The 16,712-nt window shown below is 46.9% G+C and carries 15 protein-coding genes; 4 read left to right on the top strand and 11 right to left on the bottom strand.

What is annotated here, in order from left to right; translation table 11 throughout:
* Positions 1-281: 281 nt before the first annotated feature.
* From MST20_RS15585 to MST20_RS15560, 6 genes are all read right to left on the bottom strand, one after another.
* The gene (locus MST20_RS15585) at positions 282-986 is read right to left on the bottom strand and encodes a thioesterase II family protein (RefSeq protein ID WP_243943269.1); all 705 of its coding nucleotides are present in this window, start codon (positions 984-986) and stop codon (positions 282-284) included.
* Between the two features lie 46 nt (positions 987-1,032).
* Positions 1,033-2,298, bottom strand: a complete 1,266-nt coding sequence (locus tag MST20_RS15580; protein ID WP_243943267.1) for an MFS transporter — start codon at positions 2,296-2,298, stop codon at positions 1,033-1,035.
* Between the two features lie 459 nt (positions 2,299-2,757).
* Positions 2,758-3,267, bottom strand: a complete 510-nt coding sequence (locus tag MST20_RS15575) for a DUF3189 family protein (protein WP_243943438.1) — start codon at positions 3,265-3,267, stop codon at positions 2,758-2,760.
* A 53-nt stretch (positions 3,268-3,320) separates the two neighbouring features.
* Positions 3,321-4,043, bottom strand: a complete 723-nt coding sequence (locus MST20_RS15570) for a poly-gamma-glutamate hydrolase family protein (protein ID WP_243943265.1) — start codon at positions 4,041-4,043, stop codon at positions 3,321-3,323.
* Positions 4,044-4,473: 430 nt separating this feature from the next.
* The gene (locus MST20_RS15565) at positions 4,474-5,256 is read right to left on the bottom strand and encodes an SDR family NAD(P)-dependent oxidoreductase (protein ID WP_243943264.1); all 783 of its coding nucleotides are present in this window, start codon (positions 5,254-5,256) and stop codon (positions 4,474-4,476) included.
* Positions 5,257-5,265: 9 nt separating this feature from the next.
* Positions 5,266-6,219, bottom strand: coding sequence for an MBL fold metallo-hydrolase (locus MST20_RS15560; RefSeq protein WP_240909025.1), 954 nt, complete (start codon positions 6,217-6,219; stop codon positions 5,266-5,268).
* Positions 6,220-6,610: 391 nt separating this feature from the next.
* On the opposite strand from MST20_RS15560, the gene proC reads away from it, so the two are divergent.
* Positions 6,611-7,432 carry a pyrroline-5-carboxylate reductase gene (gene proC, locus MST20_RS15555; RefSeq protein ID WP_243943262.1) on the top strand — a complete coding sequence of 274 codons (822 nt, stop codon included), beginning with the start codon at positions 6,611-6,613 and terminating at the stop codon, positions 7,430-7,432.
* Between the two features lie 62 nt (positions 7,433-7,494).
* On the opposite strand, the gene MST20_RS15550 is transcribed toward proC, so the two are convergent.
* Complete coding sequence (locus tag MST20_RS15550) at positions 7,495-9,099, bottom strand: M20/M25/M40 family metallo-hydrolase (RefSeq protein WP_243943260.1); 1,605 nt, start codon at positions 9,097-9,099, stop codon at positions 7,495-7,497.
* Between the two features lie 135 nt (positions 9,100-9,234).
* Between MST20_RS15550 and namA the strand changes: the two genes are divergently transcribed.
* Together namA and MST20_RS15540 are read left to right on the top strand one after the other, a co-directional pair.
* Positions 9,235-10,305, top strand: a complete 1,071-nt coding sequence (gene namA, locus MST20_RS15545; protein ID WP_243943258.1) for an NADPH dehydrogenase NamA — start codon at positions 9,235-9,237, stop codon at positions 10,303-10,305.
* Positions 10,306-10,425: 120 nt separating this feature from the next.
* The gene (locus MST20_RS15540) at positions 10,426-11,187 is read left to right on the top strand and encodes an alpha/beta fold hydrolase (protein WP_243943256.1); all 762 of its coding nucleotides are present in this window, start codon (positions 10,426-10,428) and stop codon (positions 11,185-11,187) included.
* Positions 11,188-11,221: 34 nt separating this feature from the next.
* On the opposite strand, the gene rpmG is transcribed toward MST20_RS15540, so the two are convergent.
* Together rpmG and rnz are read right to left on the bottom strand one after the other, a co-directional pair.
* Positions 11,222-11,371 carry a 50S ribosomal protein L33 gene (rpmG, locus tag MST20_RS15535; RefSeq protein WP_003183271.1) on the bottom strand — a complete coding sequence of 50 codons (150 nt, stop codon included), beginning with the start codon at positions 11,369-11,371 and terminating at the stop codon, positions 11,222-11,224.
* Positions 11,372-11,488: 117 nt separating this feature from the next.
* Positions 11,489-12,412 (bottom strand): ribonuclease Z, encoded by a 924-nt coding sequence (gene rnz / locus MST20_RS15530; protein ID WP_243943254.1) that lies wholly within the window; start codon positions 12,410-12,412, stop codon positions 11,489-11,491.
* A gap of 232 nt (positions 12,413-12,644) precedes the next feature.
* Between rnz and zwf the strand changes: the two genes are divergently transcribed.
* Positions 12,645-14,108: a glucose-6-phosphate dehydrogenase gene (gene zwf / locus MST20_RS15525; RefSeq protein ID WP_243943437.1), complete on the top strand. Its 1,464-nt coding sequence runs from the start codon at positions 12,645-12,647 to the stop codon at positions 14,106-14,108.
* A gap of 36 nt (positions 14,109-14,144) precedes the next feature.
* On the opposite strand, the gene MST20_RS15520 is transcribed toward zwf, so the two are convergent.
* Together MST20_RS15520 and MST20_RS15515 are read right to left on the bottom strand one after the other, a co-directional pair.
* On the bottom strand, positions 14,145-16,109 hold the full coding sequence (locus tag MST20_RS15520) for a TRAP transporter permease (RefSeq protein WP_243943252.1): 1,965 nt from the start codon (positions 16,107-16,109) through the stop codon (positions 14,145-14,147).
* Positions 16,102-16,620, bottom strand: coding sequence for a DUF1850 domain-containing protein (locus tag MST20_RS15515; protein ID WP_243943250.1), 519 nt, complete (start codon positions 16,618-16,620; stop codon positions 16,102-16,104). The genes MST20_RS15520 and MST20_RS15515 overlap by 8 nt, the downstream gene beginning before the upstream one ends.
* Positions 16,621-16,712 lie beyond the last annotated feature (92 nt).

Raw genomic sequence — 16,712 nt, 5'->3', positions numbered from 1 at the left:
CTTTTACCGATTTTTTATTGAACCTCCGTCTTGTGAAAACAGATTATCAAAAATAATCATTATTTTCCATGGGAATATTGTTTAATAATGGTTAATTTTTTATGAATTGGATATTTTATATTTTACATTGTTTAAACATGTATTTATGAGACAAGATAAACACCAACCAGACCAAAAGACCTAAAAAAACACTGTTCCGATTATAATAAAAGTAATTTTTGAAGCGGCGGAAGAAGGAATAAGAGATTAGACCCGGTCTTGAATCTCGCCGAAATCGTAGGTTAAAACGTCCGGCTGGCTGTCAGTGAATGATTGATGATGTCGGTGATCTTTTCAACGTGATGGTGCAAAAAGAAATGATTCCCGTCAAAGTAATAGGCTGTAAAGTTTCCTGAAGTATGATGTTTCCAATCGGATACATCTTCCTTGGTCATGGCGTCTTCTTTTCCGTTGAGAACGGTGATGTCGCAATCTATTTTGCTGTTTCTTTTTTGATAGATATAGTTTTCTACCATTTTGAAGTCGTTTTTGAGAATGGGGATAAACAATTCAAATAGCTCTTCATGATTGATGAGCTCCTCAGGTGTTCCCCCGAGCTCGACAATTTTTTTCTTAAAAATAGGATTGGACAAAGTATGGAGTTTTTCTTTCTTTCTGATCCTGTTTGGCGCTTTATAGCCTGAGAAAAAAATGTGAACCGGTTTTTCAGCTCCCGCCCCGCTCATTTGATAGTAAAGTTCATATGCCAAAAGGCTTCCCATACTGTGCCCGAAAAGAGCGTAGTCGTCACCTTTTCGTTCAGCTTGAACCTGCTCAAAAATGTCATGAACCGCTTCTTCAAGGCTTTCGTAACAAGGCTCATTGAAACGCCGACCCCTTCCCTTCAGCTGAATCGGACAAATCTCAATGTCGGGCTGCATATGGCCTTTCCAGGAATAAAATGCGGATTCGGATCCGCCGGCGTAAGGCAGGCAAAATAATTTCATTTCTATCATTCCCTTTCGTTGCAGATATTTTTTGGTGAATAAGCCGTTAATCGACAGATACGTCAGCCGTCCGGTTCAGTGCTAAAAACTTCGGAAGGATGATCATGTAGAAAACGCCAACAGCAATCAGGCTTCCCCCGACTAGCCAATACAGGCTTTCAAGCGCGATCCATGCCGGGTAAAGCCACGCAATAAACAGAAGGGTTAGCGACTGTGAGAGCATCATAAGCGGGTGAATCCACCCCTGCACCCTTCCCATCATTTTCGGATTGACGATGTTTGGTATCCATCCTCCGATGGCAACGTTGATGCTTGGAAGCGAAACCGCGATAAAGCAGGAGCAGGCCATATACAGCCACAAACTTTTAACCAGGGAGCCGGAAATCGTGGCACATCCGCAAACAATCAGCGCCAGGATCAAAAGTTGATAAAGCTTCAATTTTTGAGAAAGCAAAGATGCGGCGATGCTTCCCGCCAAAAACCCCGCACCGAAAACAATGCCGAGTACAATCGACATCTCTTCATAGTTTCCAGGTGCAAGCTTGTATTTTAGTATAAACACCTGCATGACCGAGAGCCCCCCATTGACAACTCCGAAAAGGACGAATCCGGACACGAGGGCAAGCAGCAATTTATGGTTGAGAATATAAGTGAAACCAAGTGTGAAATCTTTCCATATACCAGCGATATTCAACTGTCTAATGGAATGTTTTCCATTTGGCATGCGGACGGCATCGGAGATCCGGCAGGCTTGAATCAAAAGCCCGCTCAGTGCGAAGCTGGCTGCATCAACCATAACAGCTCCTTCAACTCCAAGCGTCCAATAACAAAATACGCCAAGCCCGTTTCCGAACAGCATAAATAAACTGGCTACCATTTGATTCAATCCGACGGCCAGAGAATATTCGTTTTCAGATAATATTCCTTGAATAAGAGAAGTTTGGGCAGGGGTGAAAAAACTTTTAACGGCGTTTCTTAAAAAAAGAACGGCAAATGTAAACGGCATCCATTCAAGATAGAGAGACAGCAGTAATACAATGGATAGTCCCATACAAATCCAGTCGCAGTTTTTGGCGATTTTCTGCCGGTCAAACTTATCTGCGAAAACACCGACGAGAAAAAATACAGCCAATGTAGGCAATGACAGCATCAGCTCGGTCATTGTGGCATATGCAGGCTGATTGGAAAAACGGTCTAGCAGGTAAAACAAGAGGGCAGTGAGTCCGATGATCCCTCCCATTTGTGAGGTAAAGGATGCGAAGAACAGCAGCGCATAATTTTTATTTTGAAAAATAGAAAACATTTTTTTCATAGGCGCCTCCTAATTTAGATTGAGACAGACGGCTCATTCGTTATTCTAAAAAAATAACATCATTCTAATTTTCCGTCTCTAATCACGTTGATTTTCATTTTTAAAACTACACTTCTATCATTTAAAGTGTCGCAGATTGAATTTCCCAATATAAAATCGCTGCTTCTCATAACGATTGCAGCCGTCTTTTTAACCCCCCGTTTCTTCTTTTTAGATAGTATTCTCTAGCAAAGTGGAAGGGAAATCCCCGATCCCTCCCCTTCAAATTTACAAAGAAGTAAATTTATGAAAAGTAATTCTAAGGTTATAGATTCGTCCTATTTCAACAATATCCTCTATCTTATATTCAATTTTTTAGAAAATGTCCTTTTCAAAAAGCAATTACTATATCAAGAAAATAAAAAAACACTTCCGACATGGAAGCCGAAAGACTCAGCATACCGGAAGCTGTTTAGATGTTCATTTTTTTATGAAATTGTTATCCAGCACTTCGATCACCGAAGAAGTCGTTTTTGAACGGTCTTTTGTTTGCTGTACCAGTTTGATGATGTCTCGGTATGCCTGCTGCGCTCCGAGCACCAGCAAAGGAACCCCGATCGGATCGATTTTCAGCCTCCTTGAAAATAAACCGCCGAATGTCATCGCAATAGGCACAGTCGGAGACGTGTTCGAAAAAATGACTTTTTCCTGCAGTTTTCCGTTTTTTTCAAACAGCTCGAAAACGCCAAGCATTGCTGGAATAACCGCTTTTGATGACCCTCGGCCGATCGTGTACACCTGGTGGCCTTCTTCATCAAGACCGTGAAAAATTAATTTCCCCATTTCCTTCGGACTTAATTGATTAAAACAGTCGGTACTTAAAATTTCATTTTTCGTCGGTTTTCTGCTGAATGGGAGCTTTTTCAGATGATAAGCGGCGGCAAGCGCAGATGAATGAGTACCGCCGTAACAGTTGTATATATAGATCAACATACTCACCCTCTTAAATGTCTTTAGTTTTAATGTGACCCAAATAGACAATCTTATTTATACCGTGTTTCCAAAACTTCTTTAACAGCTGAGACATACGCTTGGAACGTCTCATTTTTAGAACTTGCCCGCGTCCACAGGCCGAACTCCGAAAAAAAAGCCTCTCGTTGAGGCGTGCTGATTTCCAATTGAATGCTTTGACCTGTTTTGCATTGATTATTGATATTTTCAGGATTTCCCCCTGCAAGCCGGTGGCTTGAGCTGACCAGCTCCGCTGAAAAACCTTTGGTCTGCAGCGCTCTGACAATCGCTTTCGCCCCTCCGGTATCCGTTCCCCCCACAAGCGTATGTTCAACGATGTCATGATATCCATGAAAAGCCAGCGTATAGTTGTGCTCATTGACCGCTTTGACGGCCTGCGGTTCATCAAAATTGTTGCTTGTGATGTGAAGATCCCAGTTTTGCGAGGGTTTGATTCCTTCGAATAAGTAAGTGGAATAATCGGCGCTGAAGGCGCGGACAAGTTCACTGACACCTCCTTCGATTCCTCCGCCGTGCGGCGAAAGAATCAACAGTTCGGTGCCCATGTCTGTATATTCGATTTGATAATCTTCTCCTTCTGTTTCATGTTCGGCAAGCTCGGCAAAATTGGCGTATTTGTCTGCGGATGAAGCGACGCTTTGCAGCGGAAATTGAAAGATGACCGTTAAGCAAATTCCCGTGACTAACCAGATGATGCAACGATTTTTCATCAATGGGTTCCATTCTTCCTGCACCGTAAGAAACTCCTTTTATCGTGTATTTTGTTGCGAATATCACGTGATATCATGTTTCGGCCGGGATGAGAGAATTTCAATAAATGGTAAAATATTACTTCTTTTCGTCACCCAGTTGCCATTTTATATAAGAAGAACAGCATAACGAAAGCGACCTTTACCTTATTTTTCATCAGCGGCCGGCACGTGTTCCCGGAAGCACGGAATCTTTCGGCATACAGTATTTTTATATCGATTGCCTCAGACGGGACAGGTGCCTTCAGATCAAGCAAAGCCTATAGAAGGAAGCACAGGTTCGGTGCAGCGGTTTGAAGAGGGACAAAGTCTCCCTGTCTTTATATGATATTTTGAGCCTCTCTGACAGGAAATTCTCTAAAAAAATGCAGATAAAAAAGAAACGGACGATTCCGTTCCTTTCTTCGAGAGACGATCATTTTTTATAGAAAGCGCTCCGGCCTGCTCGTTCAACCAGGGATGGGAAGAGCTGGTAGAGTTTGCTGACGCCGTTCATCCAGCCTGGAAGATTGATTTCGCGCTTGTTCGTCATCATTGCCGAGACGACTTTCTTAGCAACCTGATCCGGATCAAGCATCCATCTCTCGACGTTTTTGACATAATCCCCTTTTTTATCGGCCGTCTTGAAAAAGTCGGTTTGAATCGGTCCAGGATTGACCGTTGTCACGTTGACCCCTGTCTCGGCAAGCTCCATTCTCAAGCTGTTTGAATACCCGAGCACCGCATGCTTTGTTGCCGCATAAAGGCTTGACTTGGGCGTCGCTAATTTGCCCGCTTGTGAGGCGATGTTGATAATATGGCCTTTGTCTTGCCTGATCATATGCGGGAGTGCCATTTTCGTGCAGGCGATCAGACCGAATACGTTGACCTCAAACATCGCTTTCATATCTTCAAGGGAAGCGTCAAGCGCATTTTCGAAAATACCGAATCCCGCGTTATTGACAAGAATATCAACCGGACCGGCCTCTTGGAACGCCGCTTCAATGTCATCCGTCCGGCTGACGTCCAATGCGATGATGCGGCATTTTGCACCGGTTTCATCGGCGATGTTTTGCTTCAAAGCCATGAGACGGTCTCTTCTGCGCGCAGCCAGAATGATCTCGGCTCCTTCCTTGGCGGCATGGTATGCGATCCGTTCGCCAAGCCCTCCTGAAGCCCCTGTAATCATCACGTTTTGCTCTTTCAATTTTTGCTGCATGTTCGTCACCTACTTTGCATAATAGTAATCGATTCCATCGGCCGTTTCTGCTCCGATCCTCCCTTGGGATTCCAAATCGTCAAGCTGTCCAATCGTTTCTGACATCGTTAAGAACAACTCTTTTTCATAGACTGCAGGGAACAGTTTTTGACATATCTGATAAGGTGAATGCGGTTTTTCAGTAAGGATGCGGTACACCTCTTCGGCTCTGTTTCGCTGCTTTTCCAGCCTTTTGGCGACAAGCTCATTCACTTTTGTGATGTCCTCCCCGTGGCCGGGATAAATAATGTTGAGCGGAAGCTCCCGGAGCCTGCCGAGCGATTTCAAATAGTCCAGCAGCGGAGTCGGGCGTTTTTTCCCTTTTTGCGGCACTTCCAGAAGCGGATTTGAAGAAGACGGCTTTAACAGCAAGTCTCCCCCTAGCATGCTTCCAAGCTCTTCATGATAAAGGACAATATGTGAAGCGGCGTGTCCAGGCGTCTCAAGAACCCGCCACCCTTCAAGCCCGTCAATTTGCGCGCCTTCTGAAACGGTCTCTGTCAATGTCCGATGACACGAAAACCGGTACGACGCTTTTACTGTAAGGCCCGGTGGCTTCATATCGCCGGGAACGCCGAATCGCTGAAACAGGTATGTAAAAAAGGCCTTTTGTTTTTCAATAAAATCGGGATTTTGGCTGATATACGGTTCATTGAACGGATGGCCGATGATGTTGATCCCTGCGGGGAATTCGTCCAGCAGTCCGGCGTGATCAGCGTGATGATGGGTCAGAACGACCTGGTCGATATCGTTTAATGACAGTCCCTGGCCGGCCAGCTCTTTCTTCAAAACGGCAGCCGCCTCCTTTGTGTTGGGCCCGGCATCGATCAGAGTGAGCGCCTCGCCTCTGACCAAATAAATGTTGACGTCTCCGACTGCAAACGGAGTCGGCAATGATATAGGAATGATGCTTGCGTCTTTCATCTTTTGATTCTCCTCATCCTGCGAATTGATGTTGATCATATTTTACCTTTTTCTCCCGCGCATGTCATTTTTGCTTCAAATGCCTGTTGACATTTCATCATTCCTCATAGCATAATGAACAACAAATATATGCAGGTAAATGAACGAAGACGCAATGAAGAGGAATAGTAAACGAGCAATGGCGAAAGAGAGTGAAATCCACGGCTGAAAGATTTCACAGCCCGCTTGCCTGTTGAACCTGCCCTCAGAGCGCTTAGGCAAACCTAAACGTATCCCGCGTTACGGGGCAAGAGCTGAGCATGTATATGCTAATGAAGGTGGTACCGCGAAACCTTTTCGTCCTTTGTGAAGACGGAAAGGTTTTTTTGTTTTTTAGAAGGAGGAATTCATAATGAAACGAATGGGATTTATCGGAGCCGGTTCGATGGCTGAAGCGATGATTAAGGGGCTTGTCAAAAGCGGTGCGATGGAGCCGGAAGCGATATTCGTCACGAATCAGTCGAATACGGCCAGACTTCGTGAATTAAACGAGACATACGGGGTATGCGGAGAAGCCGATACGGCAAAAGTCGCCGCCCGTTCGGATACACTCGTTTTGGCAATGAAGCCGAAGGACGCGGCGGACGGAATGGCCGCACTCCGCCCCTATTTGCGAAAAGATCAGCTGCTGATTTCAGTCCTTGCAGGCATTCCGATTCACACGATCCAGCACTATGCCGGGCTTGAGCTGCCAGTTGTAAGGGCCATGCCGAATACATCGGCCGCCATTCAAAAATCAGCCACAGCCTTTGCGGCAAGCCCGCTCGTGACGAAAGAGCAGATGCGGGAAGCGGCTGACCTCTTTGCGACAGTCGGAAGCGTTGCAATCGTTGAGGAATCTGCCCTTGATGCGGTGACAGCCGTAGCCGGAAGCGGCCCCGCTTTTGTTTATCGGTTTGTCGAAGCCCTGCAGGCGTCGGCTGCGGAATTGGGGCTTCCTGAAGAAACGGCGAAACAGCTGATTATCGATATGATGTCAGGTGCGGCTCAAATGCTTGAAACCGGCAGGAATCCTTCTGTCATGAGAAAAGAGATCACAAGCGCCGGAGGAACAACGGAAGCAGGCCTTCGGGTGCTTGACGACCATCAATTTGAACAGATCGTTATATCCTGTGTCAAAGAAGCGGCGAATCGTTCTGCGGAAATCAGGGATATGTTCGCGGCCAAAATTTAAAAAACCGGGAGACAGCGTGTCGCTTGTTCCCGGTTTTTCTCCAAGCGGTCCCGTCCGTATACTTAGAGAAGCTTGTGTATCGCCAGCCGGAGAATATCGGGCAGCTTTCCGAATGAAAACGGCACATGGAGGCGTTCCGTCCATTTATGAGGGTCTTTCCCGGCCGGCCCGATATTGATGACCGGCACAAACAGTGCGTTTTCTCGTCCTTTAGGCAGTGAATAGCCGTTTTGAAACAGCGGCATATTGGATGTGAACGCATCGACAGACTGCTTTTGCAGCTGAAGGTAGCTTAAATCGGACAGGCCGGGAAAATATTGGACTTCTGTAAATTCAATACCGTACCTGTCGGCCGCATACTGCTTCACTTCTTTCATCACCTGTCGGATCAAAGGATCGTCCTTTGAAGAAACAGCCGGATAAAACGGCGGACTGTAAAACAGAACGATCATCGGAGCATCTTCTTTGCAGAGTGAAGCCAATTCAGAGACGATTTTCGTTGAAAAATCGCGGTCTCCAAGCTCGCCCCTGTTGGCAAATGCAAAGTTGAGTATGCGTTCCGCCTCGGGCTTCCCGGCCTTTTCCTTTGCTTTGTTCCACAGCTCCTCAAACGTCAGTACGGAAACGGTCGGGTTCATTGGCGTGAATGCTTCAAACCGCTGATATTCGGCCGTTTTACGCTCAATATTAGTTTGAATATTGGCGGCCGCTTCCTTGGCTGTGTCGAGCAGCATGTGATGGAGCTCGGCGGCGGAACGCTGCATCATCAGCACATTAAAGAGCGACACCGCTGCGTGAGGAGTCTGAACCGAGTACGCCTCCTTCAAATCTTTTTGCATCAGATTGGCCGGGGGAGGCGTCACCTCTCCGTCCGCTTCTTCGCAATAGTCGACGTTTAATTCGAGCAGCCTGTTGATTTCGGACACCATTAAATTCGCATTCACCCCTGCAAACGGCTCGCCGACATGCGTCTCAATCCCTTTGCAGAAAAATCCGGCAAGCGCTTTGCCGATGCTGCCTGAATAGACGTACTGCTTCTGATCTCCCGGATGTTTTTCAAACATCGGCTCACAATTTAAGCACGATGTATAATGAAGGCCAAATTTTTTTTCCAGAGATTTCAGTGCGGGTACTGCTTCAAGCATCCCCTGTGAATTGACTTCTTCGTCCGGAACCGTAATTAATAGAAGGTTTCCGTCAAATTCTCCGTTCATCGCCCGTTCCAGCATCGAAAATTGAACAGCAAGGCCCGCCTTCATGTCCATGCTTCCCCTTCCAAACAGCCATTCACCGCTTTCCAAGTCTCTTCTGACCCGTTCGGGCAAAAGTTCTTTTTTATCATTTAATACATCCATGAGTTCCGGGACTTTACATGCCATATGTTTGAATTCTCCGTAGTCTGCCGTATCGACCACGTCAAAATGGCTCAAGAGGAGCACCGTATTTGATTTTTCTTCCTTTTTAACGAGGGCGGTTAGAAAATAACGCCCGTCTTCCATCGGGTGAAGCTTTAAATATTCAGGATTCTTTTGAAAGTACGAACGGTCCTTTAATATATCATGCATATACTTCGCAAGCGCCACTTCTCCGGCCGTGCCTGAGATGCTTTCGTATTGTACTAGAGAAATGAGCAGCTGTTTCAGTTCTTCCACTGTCTGCCACTTCATAAAGCAACCCCCCTCTTTCGCTGTTTTCCGCAGGTGTATGCGATATCGTATTTAGTAAAAAATAGAATGTGAACAACTTTATTGTACTGAACATTCTTATATATGGAAATGACTTGAGCAGTTTATATGACGAGGATGGACAGAATTGGTATAATCGAGGCGAAAACTTACGGGAGGCGAAAAAATTTGAGTAATCGAAAACTGTTCACACCATGGAGTTTAAAAGGAGTTACACTAAAAAACCGGATTGTCATGTCGCCGATGTGCATGTATTCCTCCCATGAAAAGGATGGAAAAGTGCAGCCGTTCCACATGACCCATTACATCTCCCGCGCCGTCGGACAAGTCGGACTGATCATGGTAGAAGCTACCGCCGTCACCCCAGAGGGAAGAATTTCCGATCAGGATCTCGGGATATGGGATGACGCGCATATTGACGGACTTGCCGCATTAACGTCACAAATCAAGCCGTACGGCAGCAAAACGGCGATTCAGCTGGCGCACGCCGGAAGAAAAGCCGAGGTCGAAGGTACAATCTACGGGCCTTCAGCTCTTCCTTTCGACGAAAATTCGCGAATACCTGTTGAAATGACAAAAGAAGACATAAAGGAAACCGTTCAGGCTTTCAAAAAAGGAGCTGAACGTGCGAAAGCCGCCGGCTTTGACATCATTGAGATTCATGGAGCCCACGGATATTTGATCAACGAATTTTTATCACCGCTTTCCAACAAACGTGAGGATGAATACGGAGGATCACCGGAAAACCGCTACAGGCTGCTTCGCGAAGTCATCGACGCTGTAAAAGAAGTCTGGGACGGACCATTGTTCGTACGCGTTTCAGCTTCAGACTACAAAACAAACGGCCTTGATGTCGCCGATTATGTCGGTTTCGCCAAATGGATGAAAGAACAGGGCGTTGATTTGATCGATGTCAGCTCCGGTGCCGTCGTACCTGCCGACATTAACGTCTTCCCGGGCTACCAAGTCGGCTTCGCCGATACAATTCGCGCTCAAGCTGAAATCCAGACAGGTGCAGTCGGGTTGATCACAAGCGGCCTTCAAGCTGAGGAAATCCTCCAAAATGGACGCGCAGATCTCATTTTCGTTGCGCGAGAGCTGCTGAGAGATCCATACTGGCCGAAAACCGCTGCCAAACAGCTGAACACAAAAATTGAAGGGCCTGTTCAGTACGACAGAGCCTGGTAAGTTGCTGATATCCCGCCCCAAGGCGGGATATTTTCTTTTTTTCAAACTCGTGAGAAACGAACATCCTTGTTCGTGCGTCTTTCCTAATAGAACACCATATACAGAGAGAGGATGACCTCTATGACCATAACGGAAAGCATATATACAGTTGAAGGGTGCATGTTTTACACAAAGCAGAGAAAAGGAAAAAAGAACGCAACCATTATTTTTGAAGCGGGCTACGGTTCTTCTTCAAAAACTTGGCAGCCCATTTTACCCGATATAGACGAAGATCTCGGCTTGTTTGCATACGACCGTGCAGGCCTTGGCAACAGCGGGCAGGCAAGCAGCAAAAGAACAGCGGATCAGATGGTGAAGGAACTGAAAGCGCTGCTTGCAGCAGCAGGCGTCAAACCGCCCTACCTGTTTGTCGCCCATTCGTTCGGCGCCGTCATTGCAAGGTTGTTTGCAAGCCGGTACAGCGATGAAGTCATCGGCATGGTGCTGCTTGATCCCGCTTGTGAAGATCAGGAGGAAAAAGTGCTGCCACTTCTTCCGGAAGCATTAAAAGAAGACTACAGCAAACAGTTTTCGATCGAAGGGTCCCATGAGGACTTTCAACATAGCCTGGACATTCTGAAGCAGGAAAAGAAACACCTCGGTTCGGTCCCTTTGCTCGTCCTTTCGGCGGGAAAAAGAACGGAGGCGGCGAAACAAGCTCATCACGAGTGGCTGAAGCTTCACAGCAGACTGCTGTCTCTTTCCCATCAAAGCGGCTGGATTCAAGCGAAAAACAGCTCGCACTTAATCCATCATGATGAGCCCCACATCGTCCAGCTTGCGATCTATGATGTGTGGTATGCCGCACAACAGCAAACATACGCTTATCAAACCGCCAATTAAATCAAAAACCAGCAGACATTCTGCTGGTTTTTGGTTATTTTGTTTCACGGTGAATCGTGTGTCTTTTCAGACGCGGAGAATATTTTTTCAATTCCAGGCGATCCGGATTTGTACGTTTGTTTTTTGTCGTAATATAATTGCGGTCCCCTGTTTCAGTACACGCCAATGTAATTTTGACTCTCATGTTGTCCTCCTTATCAAAACGTAATGATTACGCTTTATTATACATCATTTTAGAACCGTGTCAACAAAAAAAGCTTCCCGTTCCGCATTGTCGGAACAAAGAAGCTTCGAATGCCAATTAAGTTCTTTTGATCTCATGCTCATAAAAATCAAAAGCTGCCACGGTATCAGGAAAGATCGCTTTCGCTTCATTGACCAGTTCAAGCACGTTTTCCCCCTGGTATCTTGCACTGATATGGGTTAAAATCAGTTCTTTTGCGCTGGCCTCCCGCGCTGTTTCCGCCGCTTGTTCTGAAGTGCTGTGATAATAGTCTCCGGCAAGCTCCCTGTCACCTTTCGCAAATGTTGCTTCATGGATGAGGACATCGGCTTTTTCGGCAAGCTTCTTCACATTCTCGCATGGTCTCGTATCTCCGGAAAAAGCGACAATCCGCCCTTTTTTCGGCGGTCCGATAAAGTCTGCACCGCGAATCTTCCGGCCGTCTTCCAATGTGACCGTCTCCCCGTTTTTCAGCTTTTGATAAACAGGGCCAGGCGAGACTCCGGTCTCTTTCAGCGCTTCGGCGTCAAGTGCGCCTGGAACATCTTTTTCCTGCACGCGGTATCCAAAAGCGGGGATGCCGTGAGATACGCTTCTCGCCGTCACGATAAACTGGTCATCTTCAAAGACTGTCCCTTCTTCAATCTCCTTAATCACAAGCGGGTATGTGACATGCGTCCCCGATACGTCAAGCGCCGTTTCAAGAAACGTTTTGATTCCTTGCGGTCCGTACACGGTCAGCGGACCTTCCCCTCCCTGGAAAGAGCGGCTGCTGACAAGACCCGGAAGCCCGTATACATGATCGCCGTGAAGATGGGTAATAAAAATCTTTTCAATTTTTCTGGGCTTGATCGATGTATGTAAAATTTGATGCTGTGTGGCCTCCCCGCAGTCAAACAGCCAAACAGACCGCCTTTCTTCTAAAAGCTTCAATGCAACGGATGTGACATTCCTCGTTTTTGCGGGGATGCCTGCTCCCGTTCCTAAAAATAATAACTCCAATATCCTTTCCTCCTGCTAAAAACTTCATCTATCACAAGCATACAGGAAGTCTGAAAAAAAAGAAATGCCGGCTTCACGCCAGGCTATGCAACTAAATACCCTGCCCATTTTCAGTAAACTTTTCATACGATTCGATCTCAAATGTTTGCTTTAAGGGATTATTAGCTTTAAAATGAAGAAAATAAACTTAGCTTCGAATAAAGTGAGGTACGTTTAATTGAAAAAAGATCAAATGGAACCAAAAGCAGTTATCGTAATATTTGGCGCAACAGGGGATTTGGCAAAACGAAAACTATATCCTTCTATCCACAGGCTCTACGAAAACGGACAAATCGGGAATGAATTCGCGGTTGTCGGAGTCGGCAGACGCCCTTGGACAAATGAAGACTTTCGCAGTACCGTACAGCAATCGGTTTCGAAGTTTCCATTAAACGAAAAGGATGTGGATGAGTTTACATCTCACTTCTACTATCATCCTTTTGATGTTACAAATTCCGGCTCATACCGGGAATTGAACGAACTTTTAGAGAAGCTGGAAAGTACATATGATATTCCGAATAACCGAATGTTTTACTTGGCGATGGCTCCTGAATTCTTCGGAACGATTGCAAAGTTCCTAAAATCAGAGGGTGTCACTTCAACAACAGGCTGGTCAAGGCTCGTTATCGAGAAGCCTTTCGGGCATGATCTGCCGAGCGCAAAAGCCTTGAATCAGGAAATCCGTGAAGCCTTTACAGAAGATCAAATCTATCGGATTGACCACTATCTAGGAAAGCAAATGGTGCAGAACATCGAAGTCATCCGCTTTGCCAACGCGATTTTTGAGCCGCTTTGGACAAACAGATACATCTCGAACATTCAAATCACGTCAAGTGAAGATTTGGGTGTAGAAGACAGAGCGAGATATTATGAAAAATCCGGTGCGCTTCGAGACATGGTTCAAAACCACATTCTTCAAATGGTGGCGCTGCTTGCGATGGAACCGCCGATCAAGCTGAACACGGAAGAGATCCGCAGCGAAAAAGTGAAGGTGCTCCGAGCTCTTCGTCCGATTCGAAAAGACGAAGTCGATCAATTTTTTGTGCGCGGCCAGTATGACGCGGGCGTCGTTGACGAAAAACAGGTTCCGGCTTATCGCGATGAGCAAAATGTAGCAAAAGAGTCGAATACGGAAACGTTCGTTGCCGGCAAACTGCTGATCGACAACTTCAGATGGGCCGGTGTGCCGTTCTACATCCGGACAGGCAAACGGATGCAGAAAAAATCGACGCAGATTGTCGTCCAATTTAAAGACATTCCGATGAATCTTTATTACGGAAACGGCAACACGATGCATCCTAACCTGCTGGTGATCCATATTCAGCCGGATGAAGGCATCACCCTTCATTTAAACGCAAGGAAGCTTGGAGGCGGCACTTTTGCCCAGCCGATCAAGCTCGACTACTGCCATAACTGCGGGGACGGCATCAACACGCCTGAAGCTTATGAAAAGCTGATTTTGGATTGTTTGCACGGAGACGCGACAAACTTTGCCCACTGGGATGAAGTTGCGCTTTCCTGGAGTTTTGTTGATGCGATTTCTCAAAACTGGGAGGAAAACAAAACCCTTTCCCCTAACTATGAGGCGGGCTCTATGGGGCCGAAAGCTTCTGATGACATGCTCGCAAAAGACGGCTTTCATTGGTGGCCGCTTTAATAAAAAACAGCCTTCACATTGAAGGCTGTTTTTTATTTATGCTTTTAAGGCCTGCATTTCTTCCGGATGGCTTTTGTCCCGCTTCCACATCAGCTGAAGGACGAACAGCAGAAGGAATATGCCGAGACCGATTATGTCGGAATAGCCCTCCGGATAAATCAGCAGGAGACCGCTCGCAGCCGCCAGTATTCTTTCAAACCAGAACACTTTTCTCATCCAGAATCCGATCATGCCCGCACCGATGGCGATCATTCCGGACAATGCGGTAAAGATCACCCAGAGAATTTCATACCAATGCGCGTCAATCATGAGTAGCTCCGGAGACAGGACGAATATATACGGGATGATAAAAGCGGCAATCGCAAGCTTTGCTGAATTGATCCCCGTTCTGATCGGCTCTCCTCCCGCAACACCGGCGGCGGCAAATGCTGCCAACGCAACGGGCGGCGTAATGTCAGCTACGATACCGAAATAAAACACGAACAAGTGGGCCGACAGATCAGGAACATTCAGCAAAATCAAGGCTGGTGCGGCAATCGTCGACGTAATCACATAGTTTGCCGTCGTCGGCGACCCCATTCCGAGAACAAGAGCGGCAATCATTGTCAAAAAGAGCGAAGGCAGCAATGCGCCTCCTGCCAAATCGAGCAGACCGTTTGCAAGTTTAAGGCCGAGGCCCGTCTTTGTGACGACTCCGACGATGATGCCGGCGGCAGCCGTTGCCGCCGCAACGGAAAGCGCCATTCTCGCTCCTTCCGCGAGAGCCAGCACAATCCCTTTAAGGCCCATTCGCGTTTCCCTGTTGAACAAACCGACCAGAATCGCCAGAACGATCGAATACAAAGCGGCATGCATGACCGTAATACCCGACATTAACAAAACGACGACCGAAACGATCGGAAGCAGCAAATAAATCTTTTTGAATACTTCCTTGCGGTTCGGCATTTCTTCTTTCGTTAAACCGCGCAGGCCGAGGCGCTTCGCTTCAAAGTGCGTCATAATCCAGATGCCCGTAAAGTACAAAACAGCCGGGATCATCGCGGCTTTCGCGATATCCCAGTACGTAATGCCTCCGCCGATGAACTCAACCATTAAAAAGGCGGCGGCTCCCATGATCGGAGGCATCAGCTGTCCGCCGGTAGATGCGGAAGCTTCGACTGCACCGGCAAATTCTTTTTTATAGCCCAGTTTTTTCATCATCGGAATCGTAAACGATCCGGAAGTGACGACATTGGCAACAGAGCTTCCGCTGATCGTTCCCTGAAGCGCGCTTGAAAAAATCGCGACTTTTGCCGGTCCGCCCGTGCTTCGTCCGGCGATCGCCACAGCAAGGTCATTAAAATACTGTCCCACACCTGTCCTGACAAGAAATGAACCGAAAAGGATGAACAGGAAGATGAATGTCGAGGACACAGCGAGCGGCGTGCCCAAAATTCCTTCCGTCGTAAAATACATCGTCTGAACGAGCCTTTCCAGCGTCAAGCCGTTGTGAGACAAAAAGCCCGGCAGATACGAGCCGTAAAGGCCGTACAAAAGAAACAGGGCGGCGATGATCGTAATCGGCAGTCCGACAGCACGTCTCGTCGCTTCCAATACGAGCAGGACGGCCAACAGCCCGACATAAAAATCAGTTTCCGTGATCAATCCGATCCCGCCTACAATCGTTTCATAATTGGCGACCCAATAAGCGCCGACACCCGCTCCTAATACGGCTAAGATTGCGTCATACCAGGCGACTTTGAATTTGCCGGTCTTCCGTAAACCTTTTGTCGCCGGAAACAATAAAAAAATCAGACCGAGCGCAAACCCTAAATGAACCGACCTTTGAATTTGAGCCGGAAAAACGCCAAAAATGGCTGTGTATAATTGAAACAAAGAAAAAGCGAGCAGGCCGGCAAATGCAATAATCCCCGTCAACCCTTTGAGCTTTCTCGTGCCCGCTTCAGGATCGTATTTCTCCAGCAGTTTCTGCTGATCTTTTTCCGAAAGCTGCTCAGTCATTGATCTTCACTCCCCTCAGTTGTTGCAAGACATTTAGTTTTCGGACACTTATCCTTGTCCATGTGCCGGGGCGGATGTACCGCTTTAACTCATGTTCAGCGCCTGAATACTTGATCCTGTGATTCGCCCTCACCCTTCCGATCCGCATATCAATGAACGGAAAGGTCCTCTTCATGTCCGAAATGGTGTAGACACCGTTATTGATGACGAGCCTTTCACCTTGCTCCGCGTTTGCGGGCATTCCGACGGCCGGATCATGATAGGTCAGAGCGGTCTGCCGAATCATTCCTTTTTCCCACACATACGATTCGATCACTTCTGTCCGATGGATGGAATGCGTATAAATCACATCAAAGCTTTTCTTCTTTTGGAGGGGAAGAAAAGCGATGATCTCGCCGCTGTCCTCTTTCTCGAACACGACAGCGGTCTGATAAGGAATCAGGCATGCCGCTGCAAAAGCGGCAATGATCAGCGCCGACACAAGCCGTTTTACCATTTTAAATTTCCCCATTTTTCCAAATCCCCTGCCGAATAGAAAAACGATAGACCGATGTTTCATTGCAACGGTCTATCGATTGTCCGGACTTGTTCATTGTTTATCTG

Source organism: Bacillus sp. B19-2, from assembly GCF_022832475.1.
In the GTDB taxonomy this organism is placed as follows: Bacteria; Bacillota; Bacilli; order Bacillales; family Bacillaceae; genus Bacillus; species Bacillus paralicheniformis.
The sequence above is the reverse complement of the archived record's forward strand: the minus strand, read 5'-3'. Positions and strand labels throughout refer to the sequence as shown.